Here is a 25,076-nt window from a genome sequence, read left to right as displayed (position 1 = left end):
GGAGAAATCTCATGGAAGCTACCTTGCGCCGGGACGCCGGCCCGCTTTATGGCGAACCGTCAGCCGATGCCACAGACGCCGTGAACGGCTCAAACGCGCCGGAGACCGTGGCGCGCGACACCAGCGATCGCGCACCGGACAGTCTCAGACCTTCGGCATGGGCGACGCCCGCCACGAGGTCGCTGCGCGAAGCAGTCGGTCGTTTCATGGGCGGTGTTGGCAAGCATCTTGCGACCGTCGGCATCGCGCTTGTCGCAATCGTCATAGCGGCCGCGACTTGGCAACACTACGTCACCGCCCCCTGGACGCGGAACGGCAGCGTCCGCGTCCAGGTCGCCAACGTCGCGCCGCAGGTTGCGGGCAAGATCGTGGAGCTGCGGGTGGCCGACAATCAGTTCGTCCACAAGGGCGACGTCCTCTACGTGATCGATCCGTTCGACTTCGAGGTGGCCGTCCGCATCGACAAGGCATTGGTCGACCAGCGGGCTGCGGATCTCGTGGTAAAGCAGGCCGAGTTCGACCGCCGGCAGCATCTGTCCAATCTTGCAACGACGCCCGAAGAACAGCAGATCTATGCAGGCAATGCGGCGCAGGCAAAAGCTGCCTACGAGGCTGCGGCGCACCAGCTCGCACAGGCGGAGCTGAACCTGAAGCGCACCAGCGTGGTCAGTCCCGTCGACGGCTACGTCACCAACCTCCTGCTGCGCGCGGGAAACTATGCCGTCACCGGCATCAGCAACGTTTCCGTGATCGACTCCGACAGTTTCTGGATCGACGGCTATTTCGAGGAAACCAAGATGGCGCGGGTCTGCGTCGGCGATCGTGCCGAAGCACAACTGGTCGGTTATTCCAAGCCGATACTGGGACATGTGAAGACCGTGACACGCGGCATCAGCGCGTCGAACGCCGCCGCCGGCACACAGGGCCTGCCCAACGTGGATCCGATTTACACCTGGGTGCGGCTCGCGCAGCGCGTACCGGTTCGCCTCGCCATCGACACCGTGCCACCCGATGTGCCGCTCGTCTCCGGCATGACGGCGACGGTGACGATCCGGCAGCCTTCCGCGGGCGGGGGCCAGACCTGGCTCGACCGGCTCCGCGAGAACTTCGTCGATCCAGTCTCCGATTTGTTCGGCGTGGGTCCGCCGCCTCGTGCGAACTGCCTGCAGGCGACATCGCAGCAACGACCCGAAGTGGAAGCACTTCCCTATGCGCGCGAGCCCGCGGTTCCGCCGGCAGAGAAGCTCGCACCCGGGCTGACACCCGGCATCGACGCCTCGCCACGCTTGCCCTGAAGCAGGCCAGGCCGCCCCACCTGGACGAGACGCACCATGTGTCTCGTCCCGTCCGCGCGCACCATCGCAGCAGATCCCGTGTGCCGCGCACGGGCTTCTCGTCAATCATGCGAAATGAGAAACAGCGGGGGTTCGTGAAATACTTCGGCTGCGGGATCGACGATGGTGTGCATGTTAAGTGACTGAGACCCCCAAGTCACCGCTCGAGCCTCCCTCCTCCCTGGGCATACGAGCATTCAGGGGCCGTCCTCCCCCAAGGGACGGCCCCCTTTTTTACACAGCACAACGCGCGATCGAGCGCATCGACTGTTCGGCGCTTGCCGGCTTTAGGGACTGATATGACCCGTAAGCCAGCTGCGCACGCCCTGCAGGCTCCTGAAATCATCCAGCGAGCGCGCCGGAAGTCCGGGCGCGATGTCCGCAGCCATGCCGCTCAGCGCATGTCCCGGCCCGAGCTCGAGAAACCCCGTCGCCCCCGCTTCGACACAGGCTTGCAGGCAATCTGCCCATTGCACGGTTTGCGAAATCTGCGCGGCCAGTTTGTCGAGACCAGTCTCGCGCGAAACGACCGGAGCGGCATCGACCCCGCTCAGAATGCGCGCCGCGGCGCTTGGCGGGAATAGCACCGGCGTCAGGCGCAAGGCTTCGCGAAATGCGACAGACGCTCCAGCGAGCCGTTCGGTGTGAGAGGCAACCTCAACCGGCAAGGCGATGACCCTTGCGCCGTGCATCGCCCGCGCCTCTGCGGCGATCTGGCCCAGCGCCTCCCGGTCACCGCCGATGACAAAGGCATCGCCCGGATTGACGATGGCAATCGCTGCGCCGTGGCGTTCGCAAAGGCGATCGGCCTGCTCGCGCGATAGACCGCGGACGAAGACCAGTCCATCGCCGACGCGCGTCGCTGCATCCATGGCCTCCGCCCGGCGCGCCACGAGGTCGAGCGTGACGGTCGCCTCAAAGAGGCCGCAGACGCCCCAGGCGGCGACCTCGCCGACGCTGTAGCCGGCAATGATAGCGCCACGCGGAATGGCGTCGCCGAGCGCGGACGCCGCGGCGAGCGCCTGCAAGGTACACAGAATCTGGCCGGCGCGATTGCGGTGCAGGGCCTCGTCGGATTCGCGGCGCACGAATTCGCGCGGATCCCCGCCACCGAGCAATGTCGCCGCGTGCGCAAACAGGCGCGCAGCTTCCGGCGCATCGCCCGTGAGGGCGAACATGTCCCGATGCTGCCTGCCTTGTCCCGAGCACAGGATCGCAAGTGTCATGGCTGCGACCTAATGGGGAGAGAGCATCGCGATCGCAATCGCGAGGGTCACGACGCTGAAACCGGTGCTGGCAATGACCATGGAGCCGATCGTCGCGGAGTCCAGCCGGTAATTGACTGCGAACAGGATGCCGAAGAAGCCCGAGGGCAATGCCGCGAGCAGAATCGCCGTGTTTGCGGCATCAGGCGCAAGATGCAAGCCGTAGACGATCGCCGCCGCCAGCAGCGGACGTATGATGTCGGCAGCTCCCGTTGCGACAATCACTCTCCAGTCCAGGCGGAGCGACTGGGCGGACAGAACGAGACCGGTGAGGAACAGGGCAACGCCTGCAGCCGCGTTCCCGATCAGGGTGAGGCAGGCGTGGACAAGTGCATCGAGGTTCAGATCGAACAACGAGAGCACAATGCCAAGCGCGGGTGCCCACACCACGGGCTTGGCGAGCGCGCGCCGCACCGCCGTCAGAACCGGCTGCGACGGCGCATCGGCGCCGTGGGTCTTGGCGGCGCTCATCTCCACGATCACGAGGGTCAAGGGGCTGACGAGGATCGAGCCGGTTGCCAGTGCGACGGCGACCGGGACGACGCCGGTCGGCCCGAGTACGGTCGACAGGATCGGCAGACCGACACCGGCAAGATTTGGGAAACCGACCGTCAAGGCCTGCACCGATGCGTCGGACCTCGTCACCGCAAAGAACGTGCGCTCGAACCAGTACCAGCCGACATAGATGACCAGTATCGTCACGCCGAACACCAGGAAGACCGGAGCTTGCTCGGTGATCCCATTGCGCGGAGCCGATGCGGTCGCGGCGAACAGCGAGGCCGGCAGGGCGAAATCCATCACGAGTGCATTGAGACCTTCGACGTGACTGTTGTCGACGATGCGGGCCTTGCCTGCGACGAAGCCGAGCAACAGGACGAAGAACACCGGCACCAGCGCAATCAGGATGACATTCGACGTCATGAGGTCGGCCTCTCATGGGCGTCGACGAAGAGCGTCATGGCAAGCAGATCGGCCGATCCCCCCGGACTGAGACGGCGGGCGATGAAGCTGTCATGGATCGATTGCGCGCGTGCGCGCCAGCCGGACACGCAGACGCCGCCTGAAGCGATGAAGCGGCGCGCTGCATCATGCGCAAAGCGAAGGCCGTCGAGCCCACCGCGATGCAGGAGGTTGGTGTCTTCGACGGAGGCGATCAGGGCAAAGCACGCCTCGACCCGGGCGGCTTCCGCATCTTGCGGCACGACAGACATTGCTCTCCGCAAGGCGGTCAAGCCGATTCTGTAGATACTCGGAAATCCTGTCGCAGCCTCGATACGCGCACCGCCGGCGCGAAAGCGGCGGCGGGCCGCGCTGCCATGGCTGTGCAGCAGCACCGGACCGTCGAGGATGCTGTCGCCCCACAGACGCGTCACGACGTCGCCAAGCGGAAGCCGGGGATCGACCAGTCCGCCGGCTCTCGCGCCGGCCGCCGCGCACAGCAGCCCGAGCCCGAAGATCGCGCCACGATGCGTGTTGATCCCCGACGTTGCCGCGAACATGGCGCCCTCCGCCTCGAGGCCGATGATCCGCAGCCGCCCCATGCCGCAACCGAGCGCGCCCGCATCGGCCAGGCGTTGCAGATAGGGCCTGATCGCCGCAGCGCTGCGGCGAAACGTGCCCGCATCCATATCGTCGTGACTGCCGTTGTCGACGTGGCTCACGAGCCCCGGCTTCGGCCAGGTTTCGAGCTCCTTGACGAGGCAATCAGCGGCGACAGCACCGATGGCGGAGACATCGGGCGCGATCTGCGCCCGGCGCAGCGTCGTCCGTTCCACGCCTCTTGCGGCTGTGGCGATCATGATGCCATCGCTCCCGAAATGAATTGATGCCTGCCGAGCAGGGCCACGCGCTCGATGCTCTTGACCAGAAGCTCGCTCGCGCCGCTGTGGAATTCGCGCCAGTTGACTGCAGCGCCGTCGGCGCCCATCAGCTCGCCATCAAGCCGCATCGGCGCATCGGTCTCGATCGAGACGACATCGGCGACGAAGCGATCGATGTCGGTCTCGGCTCGAAACTCGAACAGGACATCGAGGTCGGAACGAGTGGTCACGTAATCGAGCCCGGTCAGCGACTGCCAGGCCAGGCTGCCTAAGACGCGCGCGTTCACCGCATGGCAACGCGCCAGCGCGTCGAGCCGGTCGAGCGTCGCCCACCAGTTGCGCGGCGCGTAAGCCCGCGCCTGCCGCAGCAACAGCGGCCTCGCGACGGAGGTGACGTGGTCGCTATCAACCTGGAGGGAGATCCGCCTCTTGCCGGCCGAGGGCGGCAAGGGCAGGCCCAAAGCGAGGCCGTTTGCCTCGCCTGGCAAGGCGCGGCGTCTGATCGTCGGCCATCGCATTTTGGACCAGCGCGCGACCAGCGCATCCGTTGCGAGATCGCCGCGCGCGTCCAGCATCGCGCGCCACCCTGCCGGGCTGACGAAGACGAGGTCGTGACGACCCGGTGGACGCTCAGCGTGCTTGCAGGGCCAGGTCACGAACACGCTCCGCGATCTCGGCGGCCTTGAGTCGGCCGCCACGCGCCTTGCCGAGCGCATCCCGCCCGTCCCGCGCGGCCGGCATGTCGGCCAGCAGCGCCTCCAGCTGATCGGCGAGCGGATCGGCATGGCTCCATGTCATGTGAACGGCGCCCATCTGCGCGAGATTGGACAGGCCCGGCGCGAACACCGGCGTCGACCTCGCCTTCTCTTCCAGCGCCTCCATCGACAGCTTGGTGACCTTCGCCATCGACGGCAGGTCCATCACCGCAGGATCGGCGCCGGGCAGCCCGATCAGCACCCGGGTCGCAAGTCCCGTCGCGAGCAGCGCGCCCGCCGCCGAGTGACCATAGAGAAGGCCGATGGTCGGGCGACCGTTCATGTCCGCGTGGATCAATACCTTGGCCAGATGCGCGAGGAATTCGTTCAGCCCGAGCAACTCGTCGCGCTTGCTCATGCGCTGGCTGTCGCTGTCGACAAGCACCAGGATCGCCCCCGAGTCCCGGCCGATCGACTTGACGACGTGGCCGGACAATTTGATCGCCTCGTCAACACCCAGCGCGGTCCGGTCCGCGACCCCGAGGACGAGCATGCTGTCGCCGGATCGGAGCGTCGCCGAGCCGAGAAGGACGCCGTTGTCGTTCCGGACCCCATGTCCGTCAGGGAAGAGCGAGGTGAGAATGTCATCGAGCGTCACGGCTGGTCCTCCCGATCCTGTCGGCGAGCGCAATGAACTGATCGGCCGGCAGCTCCGGAACCGTCTCGGCATGCGCGATGCCTTCCGTCGTCCAGATGTCGACGGCATCGGAGCAGGCGCCGAAGCGGCGCAACCGGTCGGCAAGCCGCTCCTGCTCCGCCTTCAAGGCGTCGAGGCCGAAAGGTCCGACCAGCCCCAGCAGCTCCAGCGCGGCCTCGCGAAAATCCTGCACATTGTCGTCGGCGAAGACGTCGGCAGCGCCGAGCAGCCGGCGATGCTTGCCGCCCATGGTACGCCAGACCAGCGCGCGGTCGCGGGAGTCGAACTCTTCGACACCGCGATTGGTCTCGATCACTTCGGGGCCCGACACTGCGATGCGCCCGGGCTCCGAGACGGCGAGCGCCGAGCAGCAGCCGGCGATCAATCCGCCGCCGCCATAGCATCCGGACCTGCCGCCGATCAGGCCGATCACCTTGACGCCGGCGCTGCGCGCCTCCATCACCGCCCGCATGATCTCGGCGATGGCGAGCTCGCCGGCATTGGCTTCCTGCAACCGCACGCCGCCGGTGTCGAACAGGATCAGGACGGGGATCGAGCCGATCTGGCGCGCGGCACGGAGCAATCCGGTCAGCTTGGCGCCATGCACCTCGCCGAAGGCGCCGCCCATGAAACGTCCCTCCTGAGCGGCGGCGAACACCGGCGAGCCGTCGAGGCGGCCGCGACCGACGACGATGCCGTCGTCGAACTGCTCGGGAAGATCGAAAATCTTCAAGTGAGGACTGACCTCGCGCTGCTCCGGCCCGATGAACTCAATGAGGCTGCCGGCATCGAGCAGCAGCTCCAGCCGGGTGCGGGCCGACGCCTCGTAGAAGCTGGTGCTGCGGGCGCGCTCGGCCGGCGTGATGTCCTTCAGCGGCGCGGTCATTGGCCGTTCTCCGCGATCAATCGCACCGCCTGCGCCAGCCGGAGCGAGACCGTATCGGGGCGCGCGCCGCCGTCATTGATCGAGAATTTCAGCCCGCCGGGCGAATAGCGCTCGACGAAATCCCCGATCACGGCGGTCCACACCTCGCCGAAGCCAATTGCCGCGGTCTTGATGTCGACGGCGCATTCCGCATCCGGCAGGATGCGCTCCACAAGGACTTCCAGATTGCCCGAGGCGACCACGCCGACGATTGCGCTCCGCCTGGTGCCGCCGGCCCGTGCGCGAACCCTGTGCTGAAACCTCAGATCTTCCATGGTCCGTCCTCACCAGTTCCTGAATTTCGACGGCGGCGCATAGAGGCCGCCCGACCAGCGTACGAGATCCTTGATCGAGCGCGCCGCCAGCAGGCTGCGATCCGCATCGAGCGGATTGATGCCGATATCCTCCGGGCGGCGGATCACCCCGCGCTCGCGCAAGTGCGCGACCATGCCGTGGTCCCGCCGACGGCCGACATCGGTGTAGCCCGCGACACCGCGGATGGCCTGCTCGCGCTCCTGCGCGGTACGGCACAGCAACAGGTTCGCGACGCCTTCCTCGGTGACGATGTGCGTGACGTCGTCGCCATAGATCATGATCGGTGCGAGCTCGAGGTTCAGCTTCTCGGCGAGCTCGAGGGCATCGAGTCTCTCGACGAACAGCGGCACGTTCTTGTCTCCGAACGTCTCGCCGATCTGCACGACCAGCTTGCGACCGCGGCGCATCAGGGCCGCGCCATCGGGGTCGGCCTCGGCTCCCGCCTTCAGCCAGGGCTCGCTCGGATGACGGCGCCCGCGCGCATCCGCTCCCATGTTCGGCGCGCCGCCGAACCCGGCGATGCGGGACGTGGTGACCGTCGACGAATTTCCCCGCAGGTCGATCTGCAAGGTGGAGCCGATGAACATGTCGCAGGCATAGAGACCGGCGCTCTGACAGAAGGCGCGGTTGGAGCGCAGCGAGCCGTCGGGGCCGGTGAAGTACACGTCGGATCGGGCGCGGATGTAGTCATCCATGCCGACCTCCGACCCGAACGAGTGGATCTGCCGCACCCAGCCGGACTCGATCGCGGGAATCAGCGCAGGATGCGGGTTCAGGGCGAAATGGGTTGCGATCCTGCCTTTCAGCCCCAGCCTTTCGCCGAAGGTCGGCAGCAGCAGCTCGATCGCAGCCGTGCTGAAGCCGATGCCGTGATTGAGCCGCTGCACGCCATAGGGCGCGTAGATGCCCTTGATCGCGAGCATCGCGGTCAGGATCTGTCCCTCGGTGATCGCGGCCGGATCGCGCGTGAACAAGGGCTCAACGAAGAACGGCTTGTCGGACTTGACGATGAAGTGGACGCGGTCCGCCGGGATGTCGACCCGCGGCACCGTCTCGACGATCTCGTTGACCTGGGCGATCACGATGCCGTCCTTGAAGGCGGTCGCCTCCACCACGGTCGGCGTGTCCTCGGTGTTGGGGCCAGTGTAGAGATTGCCTTCGCGGTCGGCACTGACGGCGGCGATCAAGGCGACCTGCGGCGTCAGGTCGATGAAGTAGCGGGCGAACAGTTCGAGATAGGTGTGGACCGCGCCCAGCTCGATCTTGCCGCCGAACAGCATGCGGGCGATGCGCGCCGATTGTGGCCCGGAATAGGCATAGTCGAGGCGCTTCGCGACGCCGCGGTCGAACAGGTCCAGATGTTCGGGAAGAACGACGCCCGACTGCACCATGTGCAGATCGCTGATCCTGGAGAGGTCGACGGCGAGCAGCGCGCGGCTGAGCAGATCGGCCTGCTTCTGGTTGTCGCCTTCCAGGCAAACCCGGTCGCCCGGCCTGATCACGGCCTCGAGCAGGCGCGTCGCGTCGTGCGCCTCCACGACCTTGCCGTGGGCGAGCCCGGCCCCGGCCGCAATGCGGGCATCGCGCGCGGCGCGGTTGTTCTGCCATGTCGTCATGACTGTCTTTCCTTGGCGGAGCTAGTGTCGCCCCGGAGCGTCAGCGCTTCTCCGATCGCGTGAAGTTTCGGAGGCAGTCAGGCCGGCGGGAGTGCTGTCGCTCCCGCCGTCCTTCCTTCCGCCGGCCGTGCGTCAGGACCGGCAAAACACGTCGTCAGCGCGTGGCGGGTTGATCGATGCTGCGTGCGGCGCGGGTGATGACGGCGGCCACTTCCTTCGGATGCGACTCGTAGACCGAGTGGCTCGCGCCAGGGATCACCGTGGTGTGGCTCTTGGCACGCTCGTAGTACCAGCGCTCGAGATCGGGATTGATGATCTGGTCGCCGCCGGCAACGATGCCCCAGCTCGGCTTGGTCTTCCACGCAGCCGCCGTCAGCGGCGTGCTGAACACCTGCGCCGCAGCCGGGACCTGGGAGCGCGCAACGAATTCGGCGCGCTCGCGCGGCAGGTCGGGCGCGAACAGCTTCGGGAATTGCACGGGATCGAGATAGGTGAACTTGTCGGGCGTGACCTTGATGACGCCTTCGGTCTTGCCGAGCACGCTCGGCGTCTTCTTGCCGAGCGCCGATTCATCCTCGCCGACGTCAGGGGCGTGTGCGGCGACGTAGACGAGGCCGACGACGTTGGGATGGACGCCGGCTTCGGTGATGATCGAGCCGCCATAGCTGTGGCCGACGAGCAGCGTCGGACCATTCTGGAGATCGAGAATCCGCTTTGCTGCGGTGACATCGTCGGCAAACGACGTTTCGGGCTCCTGGACCATGGTGACATGGAAACCTTCCTTGGTCAGGATCTCGTAGACCGGCTTCCAGCCGGACGCGTCCACCCAGGCGCCGTGGACCAGGACGATGTTCCTCAGGGGTTCTGCACGCGCCGGGGCGACGCTCGCGAGCACGGAAAGGGCGGCAGCAAAGGCGAGACCTGCGTTAAGGTGTTTCATGTCGGGATCACTCCGGGTTGGAATGATGCGACACTAGGTTGGCCGCTCGCTCACGTATTTCGGCAAGCAACGGCCCTTGCCACTTCGCACGCCCGGGAAGTGTCCGTCGCAGTTCTGATCCGGCTCTCGTCCGATTTCTCTGATGGCACGACCTCGTGCGCATGCAAAACGGCCGGCGTTCGCAAGCGAAAGACGGCGCGTATCCGTTCTGTCATTCGAGACCGACGTTCGATACCGACACGAAGGACCGAGAATGACATCGAATTCACTCATCCGGATTGCAGCTGTCACTATAATCCTCCTGGAGGCGGCATCCCCGGCTCGTGCTGCGTCTTGCGAGAAATCGATCGGGCGTGTCCAGGCACAGCTGGACGCGGCCATTGAGAAAAATGCCGGCGCACATGGCTGGGGCCCGGAGAGCCTCGATGCACTGCGCGGTCATCAGCCCACGCCGCGGTCGCTGGCGCGGGCGGAAGGTCAAAGCGGAGTGCACCTTCAGCTCGCGCTCGATGCCCTCGACCGCGCGCGCGCCGCCGACCGTTCCCACGACATCGCTACATGCCGCCGGGAGCTGTCCGAGGCAACGCTGCTGCTTCAGAAGCGGCCCCGTTGATCCCGGAGGGGACGCCTTTTCGATCGTGCGGCCGGGCAGCGGGGCGTGCGTTCAGGGAATACCGGCACGCCGGCCGCTCCCTATCGTCCGCGCAAATGAAAGGATCCGGAGCAGCCCATGCGAGAACAGCTCTCATCGAACAGGTTCAGATACCGCCGATTTGCATCGATGCATCTGGGCGTGGCGCTCGCGACTGGCCTGATCTGGCTGATCCCGGTCGCAGCACATGCGCAAATGACGCTTCCGACGACGCAGCCTCCGGTCGGCATGTCCGCAACCTCGCCGCTCAACCTGGGCTCGACGCGGCCTGTAGGCATTCCGCTGGGCTCGACCGAAATCGCAACGCCCGGAATATCGCCGATCAATCCTTCGCTGGGCATGAGCAATTGCGCCGTATCGGGCAACGACGGATCGTCAGGAGCTGTGTTCGACGGCGGCGGGCTTTCCGGAAGCGCGTCACTCGGGTGCCCCAACGGCACGACGACTCAGTCGCCCTTGCCTCCTTCGACATCGACGGTCGGACGCGTCGGGATTCCGCTCGGATCTACCGAGCTCGGCGGCGGCGGAATCAGTCCCTCCGTGCCGGTGCCCGGCCCTACGTCCATGGGCAGCACGAGCTCGATCGACGGTTCCGGCAATCCCTGACATCAAGAAGGACCATCACCGTGAAACGGAACCTCACCATTGCACTGGTTGCTCTCGCCGCGATCCTGATCGGCGCGGGCCTCTGGTTGTTCGGCACCGACCGCAGGCCGGCCATCGCGGCAGCGCCGGTGCCGGTCGTCGTGCCGGTCGTCGCCGCCACCGTCACCGGCAAGGACGTTCCGATTTACCTGCGCGGCATCGGCACAGTGATCGCCTACAACACCGACGTCGTGCGCAGCCAGATTCAGGGGCAGATCGTCAAGATCGCCTTCACCGAGGGACAGACCGTCAAGGCCGGCGACCTGCTCGCCCAGATCGATCCGCGCCCCTACGAGGCACAGATCGAGCAGCTGACGGCCAACCGCGACAGGGACCAGGCGCAGCTCGTGAACGCCGAGGCCAATCTCACACGCTACAATCAGCTCGGCGACAAGGGCTACGCGACCCCGCAACTGATCGAGACGCAGACGGCGCAAGTGGCGCAGCTCAAGGCTGCCGTGAAGGCCGACCAGGCGCAGATCGATCAGGCCAACGTTCAGCTCAGCTACACGCGCCTGACGTCGGCCATCCCCGGCATCACCGGCGTGCGCCAGATCGACATCGGCAACGTGATCCATCCGACCGACCCCAACGGTCTCGTCGTCGTCACCCAGATCGAGCCGATCTCGCTGCTGTTCACCCTGCCGCAGACCGACCTTCCGGTGATCCAGGAGCACGCCGCAAAGGGATCGCTGAAGGTCATCGCCTACAGCCAGGACAACAAGATGAAGCTCGACGAAGGCACACTGCTGCTGGTCAACAACGAGATCGCGGGGACGACCGGCACCGTCCAGCTCAAGGCGGTGTTCCCGAATCGTGAGCACCGGCTGTGGCCGGGCCAGCTGGTGAACGCGCGCCTACTGCTCGAGATCCAGAAGGACGCGCTCACTGTCGCGGGCTCGGCCGTGCAGCAGGGACCGAACGGCAGCTATGTCTATGTCGTGACCAAGGACCAGACCGCCGCCTTGCGCCCCGTTCACGTCGCACAGATCAGCGATGGCCAGGCCCTGATCGACCAGGGGCTGAAATCCGGCGACGTCGTCGTGGTCGACGGCCAGTACCGGCTGACGGAAGGCAGCCGCGTCCGCCAGCTGCATGGCAAGGCCGCGCAGGAAGCCGACCTGCAGAGCGCCGTGCAGGACGCGATCCCATGAATCTCTCCGCGCCTTTCATTCTGCGGCCGATTGCAACCGCGCTGCTGATGGCCGGCCTGCTGCTGTGCGGCCTTGCGGCTTATCCGCTGTTGCCGGTCGGTGCGCTGCCGAACGTCAATTACCCGACAATCCAGATCTCGGCGCAATTGCCCGGCGCCGATCCCGGCACGATCGCCTCGTCCCTCGCCACGCCGCTCGAGCAGCAGCTCAGCCAGATTCCTGGCGTGACGCAGCTCACCTCGTCGAGTGCGCTCGGCGTCGCCCAGCTCACGGTGCAGTTCGAGCTGTCGCGGACGGTGGACAGCGCGGCGGTGGACGTGCTGGCCGCGATCAATGCCGCGAGCCCCTTCCTGCCGCCGAACATCCCCTACCCGCCGACGATCAGGAAGGTGAACCCGGCAGAGACGCCGATCATGCTGATCGCGCTGACGTCGGACTCGCTGCCGCTGACGACGGTGGACGCCTATGCCGAAAACATCCTGCTGCCGAAGATCTCGCAGGTGCCCGGTGTCGGCCTCGTCGGCATCGGCGGCCAGCAGAAGCCCGCGATCCGTGTCCGCGTCAATCCGCAGGCGCTTGCTGCCCGCGGCATCGGCCTCGAAGACGTCCGCAACGTCATCGCCGGCGCCAATGTCGATCTGCCGAAGGGCACGCTCAACAGCCCGCGTGTCACCTACACGCTGAACACCAACGACCAGCTGCTTAAGCCATCTGCCTACGAAGACCTCATCATCGCGTATCGCAACGGCTCGCCCGTGCGGATCCGCGACGTCGGCACGGCAATCGAGGCGCCCGAGAACGACCTCCTGGCCGGCTGGTACGGCAAGGAGCCCGCCGTCATCCTCGCGGTCCAGCGCGTTCCCGGCGCCAACGTGATCGAGACGGTCGACCGGATCAAGAAGCTGCTGCCGCAGCTGCAGGCCTCCGTTCCTCCGGCGATCAAGGTGACGATCGCGGCCGATCGCACCGCCACCATTCGCGCCGCGGTTTCCGACGTTCAGTTCACGCTATTGCTGACGGTCGCCCTGGTGGTGATGGTCATCTTCCTGTTCCTGCGGAATTTCTGGGCCACCGTCATCCCGGCGATCACGGTTCCGCTGGCGCTGATCGGAACGTTCGCGGTCCTCTACGTGCTCGGCTACAGCCTCGACAACCTCTCGCTGATGGCCTTGTCGATCGCAGTCGGCTTCGTGGTCGACGATGCCGTGGTGGTCATCGAGAACATCGTTCGTCATCTCGAGCAGGGCATGACCCCGATGGAGGCGGCGCTCAAGGGCTCCGCCGAGATCGGCTTCACGATCGTCTCCATCACCTTGTCGCTGATCGCGGTGTTCATCCCGCTGTTCCTGATGGGCGGCTATGTCGGAAAGCTGTTCCAGGAATTCGCCGTCACCATCACCGCCTCGCTGCTGCTGTCGCTGGTCATCTCGCTCACCCTGACGCCGATGATGTGCGCACGCCTGCTGAAGGACGATTCACGAAGGAAGCACGGCCGGGTCTACCTCCTGTTCGAGCGAGGTTTCGATGCCCTGCTCGCGCTCTACGCGCGGGGCCTGCGCGTGGTGCTGCGGCATCGCTTCGCAACGCTGCTGGTCATGCTCTCGACCATCGCGCTGACCGGCTATCTCTACGTGATCATCCCGAAGGGATTCTTTCCGCAGCAGGACACCGGACAGATCGTCGGCATCACCGAGGCGGCCCAGGACATCTCCTTCCCCGCCATGTCCGAACGCCAGCAGGCGATCGTCGACATCCTGTCGAAGGATCCGGCAATCCAGTCGGTGGCGAGCTATATCGGGCCGGGAGGTCCGACCGCGACGCTCAACCAGGGGCGCATCTTCATCGTGCTGAAGCCGAAGCCGGAGCGCAAGGCGAGCGCCGACCAAATCATCGACCGGCTGCGCCCCCGGCTCGCCCATATCCAGGGCATCACGCTCTATATGCAGGCGGCGCAGGACATCACCATCGGCGCACGCCTGTCGAAGACGCAGTATCAGTACACCCTGACGGACGCCGATTCCAACGAGCTCACCCACTGGTCGGCGATCTTCCTGGAGAAGCTGCGCGCACTCGACGTCATCAGTGATGTTGCGAGCGACCAGGCCAATGCCGGCCCACGGCTGGAGGTCACCGTCAATCGCGAGGTCGCCTCCAGCTTCGGCATCCTGCCCACCACGATCGACAATGCGCTCGACGACGCCTTCGGCCAGCGCATCGTCTCCACCATGTTCACCTCGCTGAACCAGTACCATGTCGTGATGGAGGTCGATCCACGCTTCCAGTACGGGCCCGAAGCACTCAAGGACATCTACCTGAACTCGGCCACCGGCCAGCAGGTCCCGCTCAGCACGCTGGTTCACGCCGTCATCAAGCCCGCGCCGATCCTGATCAACCATCAGAGCCTGTTTCCGTCGGTGACGATCTCGTTCAACCTGCGGCCAGGCGTCGCGCTGGGCGATGCGGTGACGGCAATCCAGAAGATCGAGAAGGACACCGGAAAGCCCGCCTCGCTGTCGACCTCGTTCCAGGGCAATGCCCAGGCGTTCCAGTCCTCCCTGTCGGGCACGCCGCTGTTGATCGGCGCGGCGCTGATCGTGATCTACATCATTCTCGGCGTGCTCTATGAGAGCCTGATCCATCCGATCACGATTCTGTCGACGCTGCCTTCGGCTGGCATCGGCGCGCTATTGCTGCTGCTGGCCGTCCATATGGATCTCAGCGTCATCGCCATCATCGGCATCATCCTCTTGATCGGCATCGTCAAGAAGAACGGCATCATGCTGGTCGACTTCGCCCTCGAGGTGGAACGCCAGCACGGGCTCAGCCCTGAAGAGGCGATCTACCAGGCCTGCACGCTGCGCTTCCGCCCGATCCTGATGACGACGATGGCGGCGCTGCTCGGCGGCGTGCCGCTGATGATCGGCTCCGGCACCGGCGCGGAGCTGCGCCAGCCACTCGGCTACACGATCGTCGGCGGCCTGATGCTGTCACAGATCCTGACGCTCTACACCACGCCCGTCGTCTATCTCTATCTCGACCGGCTCGGAAACTGGCTCACCGGGCGCAAGCCGCGGGCAGCCAAGACATCTACCCCATCCACGACCGAGGCAGAGACGGAATTGAGCCATGAATCCGCTTGAGAATGTGACGACCGGCATGACCGCCGAAAAACTGGTGACCGTCACGCCCGAGATGACGGTCGGCCACGCGGTGCCGGGCATGCCTGCAGTCTACGCCACGCCGACGATGATCCTGCACATGGAGATGGCCGCCGGCTCGGCGGTTCAGCCGCTCCTGCCTGCAGGCCATGTCAGCGTCGGGATGATGGTCAATATCCGTCACCTCGCGGCAACACCGGTCGGCCGCACGGTGCGCGCGATGGCACGGGTCGTCACGGTAGAAGCCAGAAGCGTGCTGTTCGAGGTGGAGGCCTGGGACGGCGACCGCAAGATCGGCGATGGCACGCACCGCCGCGGCGTCGTCGATGTCGCCGAATTCGAGAGGCGGTTCGGCGTGACGAAACCTGTGGCGGAGATCGCCTAGGGGCGTCACGCAGCAAGGCCGATCGCGGCTTCGTGCGTTTTGGCAAGGCGCCTGCAAAAACGCAGAAGACCTCCCGTCGGCGGCGCGGTAGACCTTCTGTATGACGCTCGAACGCCTGGATGGCTCTAATCCCGTACAGCCCCAGCGATGGTGGCGCCGTTTGCTGCCGATCCAGACAATACAGGATCGGATTCTACTGTGGGCTTGGGGTAGCCTTGTTTTGACCCTGCTGTCCTTCGCCTGTTCACTGCTTGGAGACAATTTCACGGCGATCGCTTTCGCCGCTTTTCTGGCCGCTTCGCTGACGCTCGTCGGCGCGATCATGGATATCACGGCCCTGAAGAAGGCCCACGCCGAACTGGAGCGGAGCGAACAGCGCTACCGCCATCTGTTCAGCCGCATGCCAATCGCATTCCGGCAGCTCGACGCCAGCAGGCTCGTCGCGTTGTTCCGAAAACTGCGCGCCGAGGGCGTCAAGGACCTCGGCGCCTATTTCGACAGCCATCCCGAATTCCTCCGCACCTGCATGGATGCGCTCTCGTTTCAGGAGGCCAACGAACGAGCCATCCAGATGTTCGGGGGAGGCGTCGAAGGCTTTGTCGGACGTTCCATGGCCGACAGCTGGAGGGAACGGCCCGATACGTTCCGGCGGGCGATGGAGTCCCGCTATCGTGGCGAGACGAATTTCGAGGAAGAAACCAGGATGGTCACGTGGGACGGTCGCATCGTCGACGTTCTCTTCACGACCGCGCGCGTCGGCCCTATCAATGATCTCGACATAAGCCTGGTCGGCACGATCGACATCTCACAGCGTGTTCGCGCCCAGCAGAAGCTGCAGCAGGTACAGGCCGAGTTCGCGCATACTGCGCGGGTCTCGATGCTCGGCGAGCTCACCGCGTCGATCGCCCATGAAGTCAATCAGCCCCTCGCGGCCATCGCCACGAATGGGGCCGCCGGACTCCGTTGGCTGAACAGGCCCTCTCCCGATATCGTCGAGATCCGCAAGACCATCGAAAACATCGTCCTGGATGCGCAGCGGGCGGCAAACATCGTGGCACGCGTTCGCGGAATGGCTTCCAGAAGGGCCGCCGAGCAGGCGTTGCTGTCATTTGACGAAATCATTCGCGAAGCGCTTCTCTTCCTCCGACATGAGCTCGAATCCCACGCGGTGACGATCGTGCACCGGCCCGACCCGAGCGCGCCGCAGGTGCTCGGTGACCGCACCCAGCTCCAGCAAGTGGTCGTCAATCTGGCCATCAACGCGGTGCAGGCAATGACGCAGGCGGGATACGACGATCGCCGCATCGTCATCACGACGGTTACACAGGACGCCGCGACATTGTGCTGCTCCGTCGAGGACAACGGTCCCGGCATCGCCGCCGAACATGTCGATCGACTCTTCGACAGCTTCTTCACGACCAAGGAGAGCGGGATGGGCATGGGACTTCCCATCTGCCGGTCGATCGTCGAAGCGCATGGAGGACGGATCGGCTCGGAAGGCAACGGCGCGCAGGGCGGAGCCCGCTTCTGGTTCACGCTGCCGGTCGCCGTCCCCGTGGACTCGCTGCGCTGCGACCTCCACGGGGAGACGTGACCGCGATGATTCTTGCCGCTATTCCTCGGTCGCAGCCGAGCGCACCAGGCGGATCGGAACGCCCTTGTATGACGGCGTGAAGCTGAGAGGGTCCCGGGCATAGAGCGGCACCAGCGGATTGGTCTCCGGGTAATACGCAGCACAGCAGCCGGTCGGGAACGCATAGGCCACGACACGGAAGTTGCGCACGATCCGCTCGGCACCGTCGGTCGAGGCGGTGATCAGGTCGACGCGATCGCCGTCGGCCAATCCCCGCCTCTTCAGCTCGTATTCGTTGAGGAACACCACATCGCGCTGGCCGAACACACCGCGGTAGCGGTCGGACATCGAGTACAGCGTGGTGTTGTACTGGTCGTGGCTGCGTATGGTGGTGAGCCAGAGGAAATCGGGATCGCTCTGCGGCGGGTCTTCGCCGCAGCCCGGGAAGACCAGGAAGTTCGCCTTACCCGACGGCGTCGCCCAGATGCGTTCACGCGCCGTCGAGGTGAGGTGGAAGCCGCCGGGAACACGGATGCGGGCATTGTAGCCCTGGAAGATTGGAAGCACCGCCTCGATCGCATCGCGGATGCGGTCGTAATCGGCAACGAAACCGTCCCAATCGACCACCGTGCGCTCGCCCAGCGTCGCCTTGGCGACGCCGGCGATGATCGCGACCTCGCTGAGGAGATGCTCGGATGCCGGCTTGTTGCGGCCGCCGGACGCATGCACCATCGACATCGAGTCCTCCACCGTGATCGACTGCGGCCCCGACGCCTGGATATCGATCTCGGTGCGCCCGAGGCACGGCAGGATCAACGCGGCGCGGCCGTGGATCAGGTGGCTGCGGTTGAGCTTGGTCGAAACATGGACGGTCAGGTCGAGCTTGCCAAGGGCCACCTGCGTCGCCTGCCAGTCCGGAATGGCGGCGGCGAAATTGCCGCCCATCGCGAAGAAGGCCTTCACCTCGCCGCGGATCATGGCTTCCAGAGCGGTCACCACGTTGTGTCCCGGCGCGGACGGCGGCTTGAAGCCGAAGCGTTGCTCCAGGCGCTCGAGGAAGTCCGCATTTGGAACCTCGGTGATCCCCACGGTGCGGTCGCCCTGCACGTTGGAATGACCGCGAACCGGGCAGACGCCGGCGCCCTCGCGCCCGACATTGCCGCGCAGCAGCGCGAGATTGGCGATCTGCTGCACGTTGTGCGCGCCGCGCCAGTGCTGGGTGATGCCCATGCCGTAGACGAGGATGGCGCGCTCTGCCTTCATATAGGCGCCGGCCGCATACTCCATGTCCTCGCGCGTCAGGCCGGACTGGCGTTCGATGTCGGGCCATTGCGTGCGCTTGAGGTCGTCGATCAGCGCTTCAACGCCGACGGTGTGCCCGCGAATGAAATCCCAGTCGAGGATCTCCGGCTGCTCGGCGGCGCAGGCGGTCTCGTCAGCCTCGACAAGTATCTTCATGATCCCCTTGAGGACGGCGACGTCGCCGCCGACCCGCACCTGAAAGAGCTTTGAGCTGATCGTCGTCGACGACAGCGTGATCATCTCGACCGGGCTCTGCGGCGCCTGGAAACGCTCCAGTGCCCGCTCGCGGAACGGGTTGAACGAGATGATCGATGCGCCGCGGCGTGCCGCATTGCGCAGGCTCGTCATCATCCGCGGGCTGTTGGTGCCCGGATTCTGGCCGAAGATGAAGATGCAATCGGCCTTGTCGAAGTCCTCCAGCAGCACGGTGCCCTTGCCGACCCCGAGCGAGTGCGGCAGGCCGACGCTGGTCGCCTCATGGCACATGTTCGAGCAGTCGGGGAAGTTGTTGGTGCCGTATTCGCGCACGAACAGCTGATAGAGGAAGGCTGCCTCGTTCGAGGTCCGCCCCGAGGTGTAGAACTCCGCCATGTTCGGATCCGGCAGCGCCTTTAGCTCACGTCCGATCATGTCGAACGCATCGCTCCATTCCACCGGAAGATAGCGGTCGGATGCGGCGTCATAGGTCATCGGATGCGTGAGCCGCCCGACCATTTCGAGATCGTAGTCATTCCAGCTCGCGAGCTCGGTGACGGTATGCTCGGCGAAGAATTCAGGGGTGCAGCGCTTTGAGGTTGCCTCCCAGGCGACCGCTTTGCCGCCGTTCTCGCAGAATTCGAACGACGAAGTGTGCTTCGGATCGGGCCATGCGCAGCCGGGACAATCAAAGCCCTGCGGCTGGTTCATCCGGCTCAGCGTCGCCGCGCCCTTCAGCGGCACGCGCTGGACCAGAAGCGCCTCGCTGAGGGCCTTGAGTGCGCCCCAGCCGCCGGCTGGTTCACGGTAGGGACGAACCGATTTCGTGGTCATCTCGATCTCTCTCGATCTCTCTCGATCTTGCGCTTCTTTCGCGCCAGTTAAGGATCGCGCGGGCAGAGCCGTCTTTTCAAAACGAAGCCGAATTTCTCAATTGCACACGCTCGACCCCGGACGGCTGGCCGCAGCGGCCAGTGCATTCCGGCAAAAAGAGCGCCGTTCCCGGAAGCTGAAACGACAACCGGAAACTAGGGTTGGCGGTTGGAGCCCCGGCGCCACAGAGGGCTTTCGACAATTTTCAGGAGCGACCCAACATGTTTTCACGACGTGACGTGCTGGCCATGTCCGCGGCAGGTGCCGCCATGGTCGGCTCCAATGCACAAGCCGCAACCTTCGGCAATCCGGACGAGCCGCCGCAGGGCGCCGTAAACGCCAGGAGTCCGGGAAGCCTGACCGATCCCGGTCCGCAGAATCCGGCCCTCGCCAAGCAATTTCCCTCCGCGCAAACCCCGCCGGCGACCGACGTCGGCGGGCTGCCGATGGATTGGGCTTCATTCAACAATGCACCGAAGCGCATCCAGAATGGCGGCTGGGCCCGTCAGGTCACCGTCGAGGACTTCGCCATCTCCAAGGAGATCTCCGGCGTCAACATGCGCCTGGCCGCCGGCGGCATCCGCGAACTGCATTGGCATCAGGCCGCCGAGTGGGCGATCATGACCTACGGCTCCTGCCGCATCACCGTGCTCGACACCCAGGGGCGCCCCTATGTCGGCGACCTCAAGGCCGGCGACCTCTGGTATTTTCCGCCGGGCGCGCCGCATTCGCTGCAGGGCCTGGGGCCTGACGGTTGCGAATTCGTGATCTGCTTCGACGACGGTCACGCCAATGAGTTCAACACGCTGCTGGTGACGGATTGGCTCGCCCATACCCCGCCCGAGGTCCTGGCGAAGAATTTCGGCGTTCCGGCCGAGGCCTTCGCGAAAATCCCGCTGCACAATCTCTGGATCTTCCAGGGGACGCTGCCCGGCGATCTCGCCGCCGATCGCGCCGCAATCGCCAGGCATGCGGAGGCGCCACCCTACCCGTTCGTCCATTCACTCGGCAGCTCAGCCCCCGTCAAGGAGAGCTCGGCCGGAAGCATCCGTGTTGCCGACAGCAGCAATTTCAAGGTGGCCACCACCGTCGCCGCAGCGCTGGTGACGATGCCGCCGGGCGCGGTCCGCGAAATGCACTGGCATCCGAACGCCGACGAGTGGCAGTATTACATCAAGGGCAAGGCGCGGATGACGGTGTTCGACACCGGTCCGAACGCGCTGACGACGGATTTCTCGGCCGGCGACATCGGCTATGTCCGGCGCAATCTCGGCCATTATGTCGAGAATGTCGGCGACACCGAGCTACAGTTCGTCGGCGTATTCCGTGCGCCGCGCTACGAGGAGGTCTCGCTCTCCAACTGGCTGACGCACACGCCGCCCAAGCTCGTCGCCCAGCATTTCAACATCGACGAGAAGCTGATCGCGCAATGGCCGGATAACGGCCCGGGCGTGATGCCCAAGTCCTGAATGAAGCCACTCAACGAGAAAGGCGCCGGAAACGGCGCCTTTCTTTTCATTCGCGGTTCGAGAGTTTAGCCGTCAATAGTGATCCGCCGCCGCGGCCGTCTTGCCGCGGAAGACGCGATAACCCACCGCGACATAGAGCAGCATCAACGGGAACACGAACAGGCCCGCACCCCAGAACATGAAGGCGAGGCTTGCATGCGGCGCCGCCGCCTCCTCGATCGTGACGACGAACGGGATCATGTAGGGCCAGAACGACAGGGCAAGCGTACCGAAGGCCGACGCAAAGATCAGCGCCACCATGTGGAACGGCCAATAGTCGTCATGGCGCAGGATGCTGGTGGCGAGCACTGCGGCGGCACCCGCGCCGATGAGGGGAAACACGAACAGATAGGGCCGCTCGATCCAGCGGCGCAGGATCGGCAGATGCTCGACAAGCGCATGCGTGAAGACGACCACGAGGAAGGCCAGCACGGCGACCGCGAGCAATGGGATCTGACGCCGCGTGGCGTCGCGGATCGGGCCCTCGCACTTCCTCACCAGCCAGCAGGCCCCGAGCAGCGCGTAGCCGAAGCACAGGCCGATCCCGCACAAGACCGAAAAGCCGGTCAGCCAGCCGAAGGTTCCGCCGACATATTCGCCGTTGGAGAATTGCAGCCCCTCGACGAGCGCCCCGACCATCGCGCCCTGCATGAAGCTTGCGGCAAACGATCCCACGCTGAAGCTGACGTCCCAGATCCGACGCGAGCGCGAGGCCTTGCCGCGAAATTCGAACGCGACGCCGCGCAAGATCAATCCCAGCAGCATGACCACGACCGGGATGTAGAAGGTGGGCATCAACATGGCATAGACCACGGGGAAGGCACCCCACATGATCACGCCCGCGACGACCAGCCAGGTCTCGTTGCCATCCCAGACCGGAGCGATCGTGCGCAGCATCTCCGCACGCCTCGCCTCGCCATCGGCGAGGCCGAACAGCATGCCGACGCCGAGGTCGAAGCCGTCCAGCAGAAGATAGATCAGAATGCTGATGGCCAGCAGCGCAACCCAGAACATCACCATGTCTATTCTCCCGCTTCGAGATAGCTGCGCGAGGCCGGCACCTGGTCGGCGAGCGACATCGGCCGATTGGGGACCGGAACGTGCAAGGGCTTGCCACCGAGTCCCGCCGGGCCGGCGCGCAGCAGCCGGTAGATGTAGTAAGTCCCGAACGAGAAGATGAAGGCATAGACCGCAACGAACAGGATCAGCGAAGCCGTCGCGGCGGCCGCCGTCAGAGACGGCGTCACGGCATCGGCCGTCCGCAATACGCCGTAGATCGTCCACGGCTGGCGCCCGACCTCCGCGGTGTACCAGCCGGTGAGGATGGCGATCCAGGGCAACGGAAAGCTGAGGAAGATGCCCCACAGCAGCAGACGGCTGCGCTCGAGCCGATGCTTGAGCCCGAGCCAGGTCCCGAGCCAGGCCAACCCCAGCATCACGAAGCCGCAGCCGACCATGATGCGGAAGGCGAAGAACGGGATTGCCACCGGCGGCCGGTCCTGCGGCGCGAAGCTGGTCAGGCCGACCTCCTTCGAGTTCAGGCTCATGCTTGCGATGATGCTGCCGAGCACCGGAATCGAGATGGCGTATCTGTTCGACTCGGTGGTCGAATCCGGGATCGCGATCAGCACCTCGGAGGCCGGCTGCTCGTCGTGCCAGCGCGCCTCGATCGCGGCGAACTTGGCCGGCTGATAGTCGTGGACATAGTCGCCGACGAGATGTCCGATGAAGAGCTGCACCGGAAGCAGCACCGCAGCAAGCGCAAGGCCCATGCGCAGCATCACATGCGCCTCGGCCCGATAGGTCCGCCGCAGCAGATACCAGGCGCCGGTCGCCGCCACGCAGAACGCGCCGGTGAGATAGGAGGCGAGCAGCATGTGCGGAAAGCGGACCCAGACCACGCGGTTGAAGATGATCTGCGCCCAATCGTCAGGCACGAACTGGCCGTTCTGCAGGACATAGCCGGTCGGCACCTGCATCCAGCTGTTGTTGACCATGATCCAGAACGCCGACAGCGTGGTGCCGAGCGCGACCATCGCGGTCGAGAACAGGTAGAACCAGGGCGGCACCCGCGGCCGGCCGAAGATGAGAATACCGAAGAAGCCGGCCTCCAGCATGAAGGCGGTGAACGTCTCGTAGGACAGCAGCGGCCCCTGGATCGGGCCCGACATCTTCGAGAGCACGCTCCAGTTCGTTCCGAACTGGAACGCCATCACCACGCCCGATACGACGCCCATGCCGAAGGCGACGCCGAAGATCTTGAGCCAGAACTCGAACAGGGTCCGGTATACGGGCCTGCCACTGTACTGGTGCATCGCTTCGAGCACGGTGAGCCAGGCGGCAAGCCCGATCGTGAACGCCGGGAAAATGATGTGGAACGAGATGGTGAAGGCGAACTGCAGCCGCGAGAGGAGAAGCGCCGTCGGGTCCATGGCAAGCCCCCTCTCTTCTCACGCCCGCTTCGCGGCCGCCGGCGCGCGTGCGGCCGGCTGCGGGATGTTGTCGACCTTGAGCACCTCCGCCGTCGCAGCGCGGATCTGGCGGCAAAAATCCGCATCCTTGATCAGCGACACGCCATAGGACGGGATGATCTGCTTCAGCTTCGGCAGCCAGGCACTCGGCGTCAGCTCGCCGGCAAAGCATTTCTCCAGCACGCTGATGGCGATGAACGCCGCGGTGGAAGCGCCCGGCGAGGCGCCGAGAAGGGCGACCAGCGAATGATCGTCCGCGCCGACCAGCTCGGTCCCGAACTCGAGCAGCCCGCCGCGCTTGACGTCGGGCTTGATGATCTGGACGCGCTGGCCCGCCACCTGCAGCCTCCAGTCCTTCGGATCGGCCTTCGGGAAATATTCGTCGAGCGCTGCCAGACGGTGGCTCTCGGACTGCAGCACCTGCCCGATCAGATACTCGGTGAGATCGAAATTGTCGCGCGCCACCGAAAGCAGCGGCTTGACGTTGGCGGGTCGAATGGACTCGAACAGGTCGAGCAGCGAGCCGTGCTTGAGGAACTTGCTCGAGAAGCCGGCATAGGGCCCGAACAGCAGCGAACGCTGGCCGCCGATCACGCGGGTGTCGAGATGCGGCACCGACATCGGCGGCGAGCCGACCGCGGCCTTGCCGTAGACCTTGGCGTGGTGACGCCGGTTGATCTCCGGATCGTCGCAGCGCAGCCAGATCCCGCTGACCGGGAAACCGCCATAGCCGCGCCCTTCCGGAATTCCGGACTTCTCCAGCAGCGGCAACGCACCGCCGCCGGCGCCGATGAAGACGAATTTGGCGCGAACAGACCGCGTCTCGCCACTGTCGGTGTCGCGCACCTCGATACGCCAGCGACCATCCTGCTCGCGAACGAGATCGGTGACGCAGCTCTTGTAGTGCGCGGCGCAGCCCGGCTGGCTGACGAGATGACGGACCAGGAGATGAGTCAGTGAACCGTAATCGACGTCGGTCCCCGTGATGATGCGCGTCGCCGCCACTGGATCACCGCCGGTGCGGCCCTCCATCACCAGCGGCGCCCACTCGGCGATTTTCGAAGGGTCCTCGCTGCATTCCATGCCCTCATAACAATGATGGGCGGCCATCGCCTTGAACCGTTTCCTGAGGAAGGAAACGTTGTCGGCACCGTGCACGAAGCTCATGTGTGGCACGGGATGAATGAAGGATCTCGGATCGGCGATCGCGCCGCGCCCGACGAGATAGGACCAGAACTGCCGCGACAGGTCGAACTCGACATTGACCTCGAGCGCCTTCGAGATATCGACGCTGCCGTCGGGCCGCTCCGACGTGTAGTTCATCTCGCAATTGGCCGCATGCCCGGTGCCCGCATTGTTCCAGGCATCCGAGCTCTCGAGCGCGCAATCCTCGAGGGCCTCGAGCATCTGGATCGAGAGGGAGGGCTCCAGCTCCTTGAGAAAGACTCCGAGGGTGGCGCTCATGATGCCTGCGCCAACGAGGACGACGTCGGATTCGGAAGTTCCTTGCATGGCAGTTCTCTTCTTTTGGATGGTGGGCGATGTTGTGCTCT

General features: G+C 65.2%; 21 protein-coding genes. 8 read left to right on the top strand and 13 right to left on the bottom strand.

Features of this window, described 5'->3' with window-relative positions; genetic code table 11:
* Window positions 1-11: 11 nt before the first annotated feature.
* Window positions 12-1,295 (top strand): HlyD family secretion protein, encoded by a 1,284-nt coding sequence (locus JQ566_RS04200; protein ID WP_212370380.1) that lies wholly within the window; start codon window positions 12-14, stop codon window positions 1,293-1,295.
* Window positions 1,296-1,621: 326 nt separating this feature from the next.
* On the opposite strand, the gene JQ566_RS04195 is transcribed toward JQ566_RS04200, so the two are convergent.
* The 9 genes from JQ566_RS04195 to JQ566_RS04155 all read right to left on the bottom strand — a co-directional run bounded on the left by JQ566_RS04195 (window position 1,622) and on the right by JQ566_RS04155 (window position 9,607).
* Entirely contained in the window at window positions 1,622-2,560 is a 939-nt protein-coding gene (locus JQ566_RS04195; protein ID WP_212370378.1) for an acyltransferase domain-containing protein, read from the bottom strand.
* 9 nt (window positions 2,561-2,569) lie between these two features.
* Entirely contained in the window at window positions 2,570-3,520 is a 951-nt protein-coding gene (locus tag JQ566_RS04190; RefSeq protein ID WP_212370376.1) for an AEC family transporter, read from the bottom strand.
* Entirely contained in the window at window positions 3,517-4,398 is an 882-nt protein-coding gene (gene mdcB / locus JQ566_RS04185) for a triphosphoribosyl-dephospho-CoA synthase MdcB (RefSeq protein WP_212370375.1), read from the bottom strand. Before mdcB ends, JQ566_RS04190 begins: the two co-directional genes overlap by 4 nt.
* Window positions 4,395-5,075, bottom strand: a complete 681-nt coding sequence (gene mdcG, locus JQ566_RS04180) for a malonate decarboxylase holo-[acyl-carrier-protein] synthase (RefSeq protein ID WP_212370373.1) — start codon at window positions 5,073-5,075, stop codon at window positions 4,395-4,397. The genes mdcB and mdcG overlap by 4 nt, the downstream gene beginning before the upstream one ends.
* The gene (gene mdcE / locus JQ566_RS04175) at window positions 5,050-5,772 is read right to left on the bottom strand and encodes a biotin-independent malonate decarboxylase subunit gamma (protein WP_212370371.1); all 723 of its coding nucleotides are present in this window, start codon (window positions 5,770-5,772) and stop codon (window positions 5,050-5,052) included. Before mdcE ends, mdcG begins: the two co-directional genes overlap by 26 nt.
* A complete protein-coding gene (locus JQ566_RS04170) occupies window positions 5,759-6,697 on the bottom strand; it encodes a biotin-independent malonate decarboxylase subunit beta (RefSeq protein ID WP_212370369.1) in 939 nt (312 codons plus the stop codon). Before JQ566_RS04170 ends, mdcE begins: the two co-directional genes overlap by 14 nt.
* Window positions 6,694-7,011 (bottom strand): malonate decarboxylase acyl carrier protein, encoded by a 318-nt coding sequence (mdcC, locus tag JQ566_RS04165; protein ID WP_212370367.1) that lies wholly within the window; start codon window positions 7,009-7,011, stop codon window positions 6,694-6,696. Before mdcC ends, JQ566_RS04170 begins: the two co-directional genes overlap by 4 nt.
* Before the next feature lie 9 nt (window positions 7,012-7,020).
* Entirely contained in the window at window positions 7,021-8,667 is a 1,647-nt protein-coding gene (gene mdcA, locus JQ566_RS04160) for a malonate decarboxylase subunit alpha (protein WP_212370359.1), read from the bottom strand.
* A gap of 154 nt (window positions 8,668-8,821) precedes the next feature.
* Complete coding sequence (locus JQ566_RS04155) at window positions 8,822-9,607, bottom strand: alpha/beta hydrolase (RefSeq protein WP_212370357.1); 786 nt, start codon at window positions 9,605-9,607, stop codon at window positions 8,822-8,824.
* A 253-nt stretch (window positions 9,608-9,860) separates the two neighbouring features.
* Here JQ566_RS04155 and JQ566_RS04150 point away from each other — a divergent pair, with 253 nt between their 5' ends.
* The 6 genes from JQ566_RS04150 (at window position 9,861) to JQ566_RS04125 (ending at window position 17,195) form a co-directional block, all read left to right on the top strand.
* Window positions 9,861-10,220: a hypothetical protein gene (locus JQ566_RS04150; RefSeq protein ID WP_212370355.1), complete on the top strand. Its 360-nt coding sequence runs from the start codon at window positions 9,861-9,863 to the stop codon at window positions 10,218-10,220.
* Window positions 10,221-10,388: 168 nt separating this feature from the next.
* Window positions 10,389-10,865 carry a hypothetical protein gene (locus JQ566_RS04145; RefSeq protein ID WP_212370353.1) on the top strand — a complete coding sequence of 159 codons (477 nt, stop codon included), beginning with the start codon at window positions 10,389-10,391 and terminating at the stop codon, window positions 10,863-10,865.
* Window positions 10,866-10,885: 20 nt separating this feature from the next.
* The gene (locus JQ566_RS04140; RefSeq protein WP_212370351.1) at window positions 10,886-12,058 is read left to right on the top strand and encodes an efflux RND transporter periplasmic adaptor subunit; all 1,173 of its coding nucleotides are present in this window, start codon (window positions 10,886-10,888) and stop codon (window positions 12,056-12,058) included.
* The gene (locus JQ566_RS04135; protein WP_212370344.1) at window positions 12,055-15,198 is read left to right on the top strand and encodes an efflux RND transporter permease subunit; all 3,144 of its coding nucleotides are present in this window, start codon (window positions 12,055-12,057) and stop codon (window positions 15,196-15,198) included. The genes JQ566_RS04140 and JQ566_RS04135 overlap by 4 nt, the downstream gene beginning before the upstream one ends.
* Window positions 15,185-15,601 carry a thioesterase family protein gene (locus JQ566_RS04130; protein ID WP_212370342.1) on the top strand — a complete coding sequence of 139 codons (417 nt, stop codon included), beginning with the start codon at window positions 15,185-15,187 and terminating at the stop codon, window positions 15,599-15,601. Before JQ566_RS04135 ends, JQ566_RS04130 begins: the two co-directional genes overlap by 14 nt.
* Window positions 15,602-15,701: 100 nt before the next feature.
* Window positions 15,702-17,195, top strand: a complete 1,494-nt coding sequence (locus JQ566_RS04125) for a sensor histidine kinase (RefSeq protein ID WP_212370334.1) — start codon at window positions 15,702-15,704, stop codon at window positions 17,193-17,195.
* An 18-nt stretch (window positions 17,196-17,213) separates the two neighbouring features.
* Here the strand turns inward: JQ566_RS04125 and JQ566_RS04120 are convergent, their stop codons facing one another.
* Window positions 17,214-19,505: an FdhF/YdeP family oxidoreductase gene (locus tag JQ566_RS04120; protein ID WP_212370332.1), complete on the bottom strand. Its 2,292-nt coding sequence runs from the start codon at window positions 19,503-19,505 to the stop codon at window positions 17,214-17,216.
* Between the two features lie 260 nt (window positions 19,506-19,765).
* Between JQ566_RS04120 and JQ566_RS04115 the strand changes: the two genes are divergently transcribed.
* A complete protein-coding gene (locus tag JQ566_RS04115; protein WP_212370330.1) occupies window positions 19,766-21,013 on the top strand; it encodes an oxalate decarboxylase family bicupin in 1,248 nt (415 codons plus the stop codon).
* A gap of 72 nt (window positions 21,014-21,085) precedes the next feature.
* Here JQ566_RS04115 and cydB read toward each other — a convergent pair whose 3' ends face one another.
* The 3 genes from cydB to mqo are packed head-to-tail and all read right to left on the bottom strand — an operon-like array spanning window position 21,086 to window position 25,056.
* Window positions 21,086-22,072 (bottom strand): cytochrome d ubiquinol oxidase subunit II, encoded by a 987-nt coding sequence (gene cydB / locus JQ566_RS04110; RefSeq protein WP_212370328.1) that lies wholly within the window; start codon window positions 22,070-22,072, stop codon window positions 21,086-21,088.
* Window positions 22,073-22,074: 2 nt separating this feature from the next.
* Entirely contained in the window at window positions 22,075-23,484 is a 1,410-nt protein-coding gene (locus JQ566_RS04105) for a cytochrome ubiquinol oxidase subunit I (RefSeq protein WP_212370326.1), read from the bottom strand.
* An 18-nt stretch (window positions 23,485-23,502) separates the two neighbouring features.
* Window positions 23,503-25,056 carry a malate dehydrogenase (quinone) gene (mqo, locus tag JQ566_RS04100; protein ID WP_349643304.1) on the bottom strand — a complete coding sequence of 518 codons (1,554 nt, stop codon included), beginning with the start codon at window positions 25,054-25,056 and terminating at the stop codon, window positions 23,503-23,505.
* Window positions 25,057-25,076 lie beyond the last annotated feature (20 nt).

Origin of the sequence: Bradyrhizobium sp. SZCCT0231 (assembly GCF_018130245.1) — a bacterium.
GTDB lineage: Bacteria > Pseudomonadota > Alphaproteobacteria > Rhizobiales > Xanthobacteraceae > Bradyrhizobium > Bradyrhizobium japonicum_F.
The sequence above is the reverse complement of the archived record's forward strand: the minus strand, read 5'-3'. Positions and strand labels throughout refer to the sequence as shown.

Coding starts and splice junctions, on each gene's coding strand:
- JQ566_RS04200 (WP_212370380.1), top strand. CDS start 12: ATGGAAGCTACCTTGCGCCGGGACGCCGGCCCGCTTTATGGCGAACCG.
- JQ566_RS04195 (WP_212370378.1), bottom strand. CDS start 2,560: ATGACACTTGCGATCCTGTGCTCGGGACAAGGCAGGCAGCATCGGGAC.
- JQ566_RS04190 (WP_212370376.1), bottom strand. CDS start 3,520: ATGACGTCGAATGTCATCCTGATTGCGCTGGTGCCGGTGTTCTTCGTC.
- mdcB (WP_212370375.1), bottom strand. CDS start 4,398: ATGATCGCCACAGCCGCAAGAGGCGTGGAACGGACGACGCTGCGCCGG.
- JQ566_RS04170 (WP_212370369.1), bottom strand. CDS start 6,697: ATGACCGCGCCGCTGAAGGACATCACGCCGGCCGAGCGCGCCCGCAGC.
- mdcC (WP_212370367.1), bottom strand. CDS start 7,011: ATGGAAGATCTGAGGTTTCAGCACAGGGTTCGCGCACGGGCCGGCGGC.
- mdcA (WP_212370359.1), bottom strand. CDS start 8,667: ATGACGACATGGCAGAACAACCGCGCCGCGCGCGATGCCCGCATTGCG.
- JQ566_RS04155 (WP_212370357.1), bottom strand. CDS start 9,607: ATGAAACACCTTAACGCAGGTCTCGCCTTTGCTGCCGCCCTTTCCGTG.
- JQ566_RS04150 (WP_212370355.1), top strand. CDS start 9,861: ATGACATCGAATTCACTCATCCGGATTGCAGCTGTCACTATAATCCTC.
- JQ566_RS04145 (WP_212370353.1), top strand. CDS start 10,389: ATGCATCTGGGCGTGGCGCTCGCGACTGGCCTGATCTGGCTGATCCCG.
- JQ566_RS04135 (WP_212370344.1), top strand. CDS start 12,055: ATGAATCTCTCCGCGCCTTTCATTCTGCGGCCGATTGCAACCGCGCTG.
- JQ566_RS04130 (WP_212370342.1), top strand. CDS start 15,185: ATGAATCCGCTTGAGAATGTGACGACCGGCATGACCGCCGAAAAACTG.
- JQ566_RS04125 (WP_212370334.1), top strand. CDS start 15,702: ATGACGCTCGAACGCCTGGATGGCTCTAATCCCGTACAGCCCCAGCGA.
- JQ566_RS04120 (WP_212370332.1), bottom strand. CDS start 19,505: ATGACCACGAAATCGGTTCGTCCCTACCGTGAACCAGCCGGCGGCTGG.
- JQ566_RS04115 (WP_212370330.1), top strand. CDS start 19,766: ATGTTTTCACGACGTGACGTGCTGGCCATGTCCGCGGCAGGTGCCGCC.
- cydB (WP_212370328.1), bottom strand. CDS start 22,072: ATGGTGATGTTCTGGGTTGCGCTGCTGGCCATCAGCATTCTGATCTAT.
- JQ566_RS04105 (WP_212370326.1), bottom strand. CDS start 23,484: ATGGACCCGACGGCGCTTCTCCTCTCGCGGCTGCAGTTCGCCTTCACC.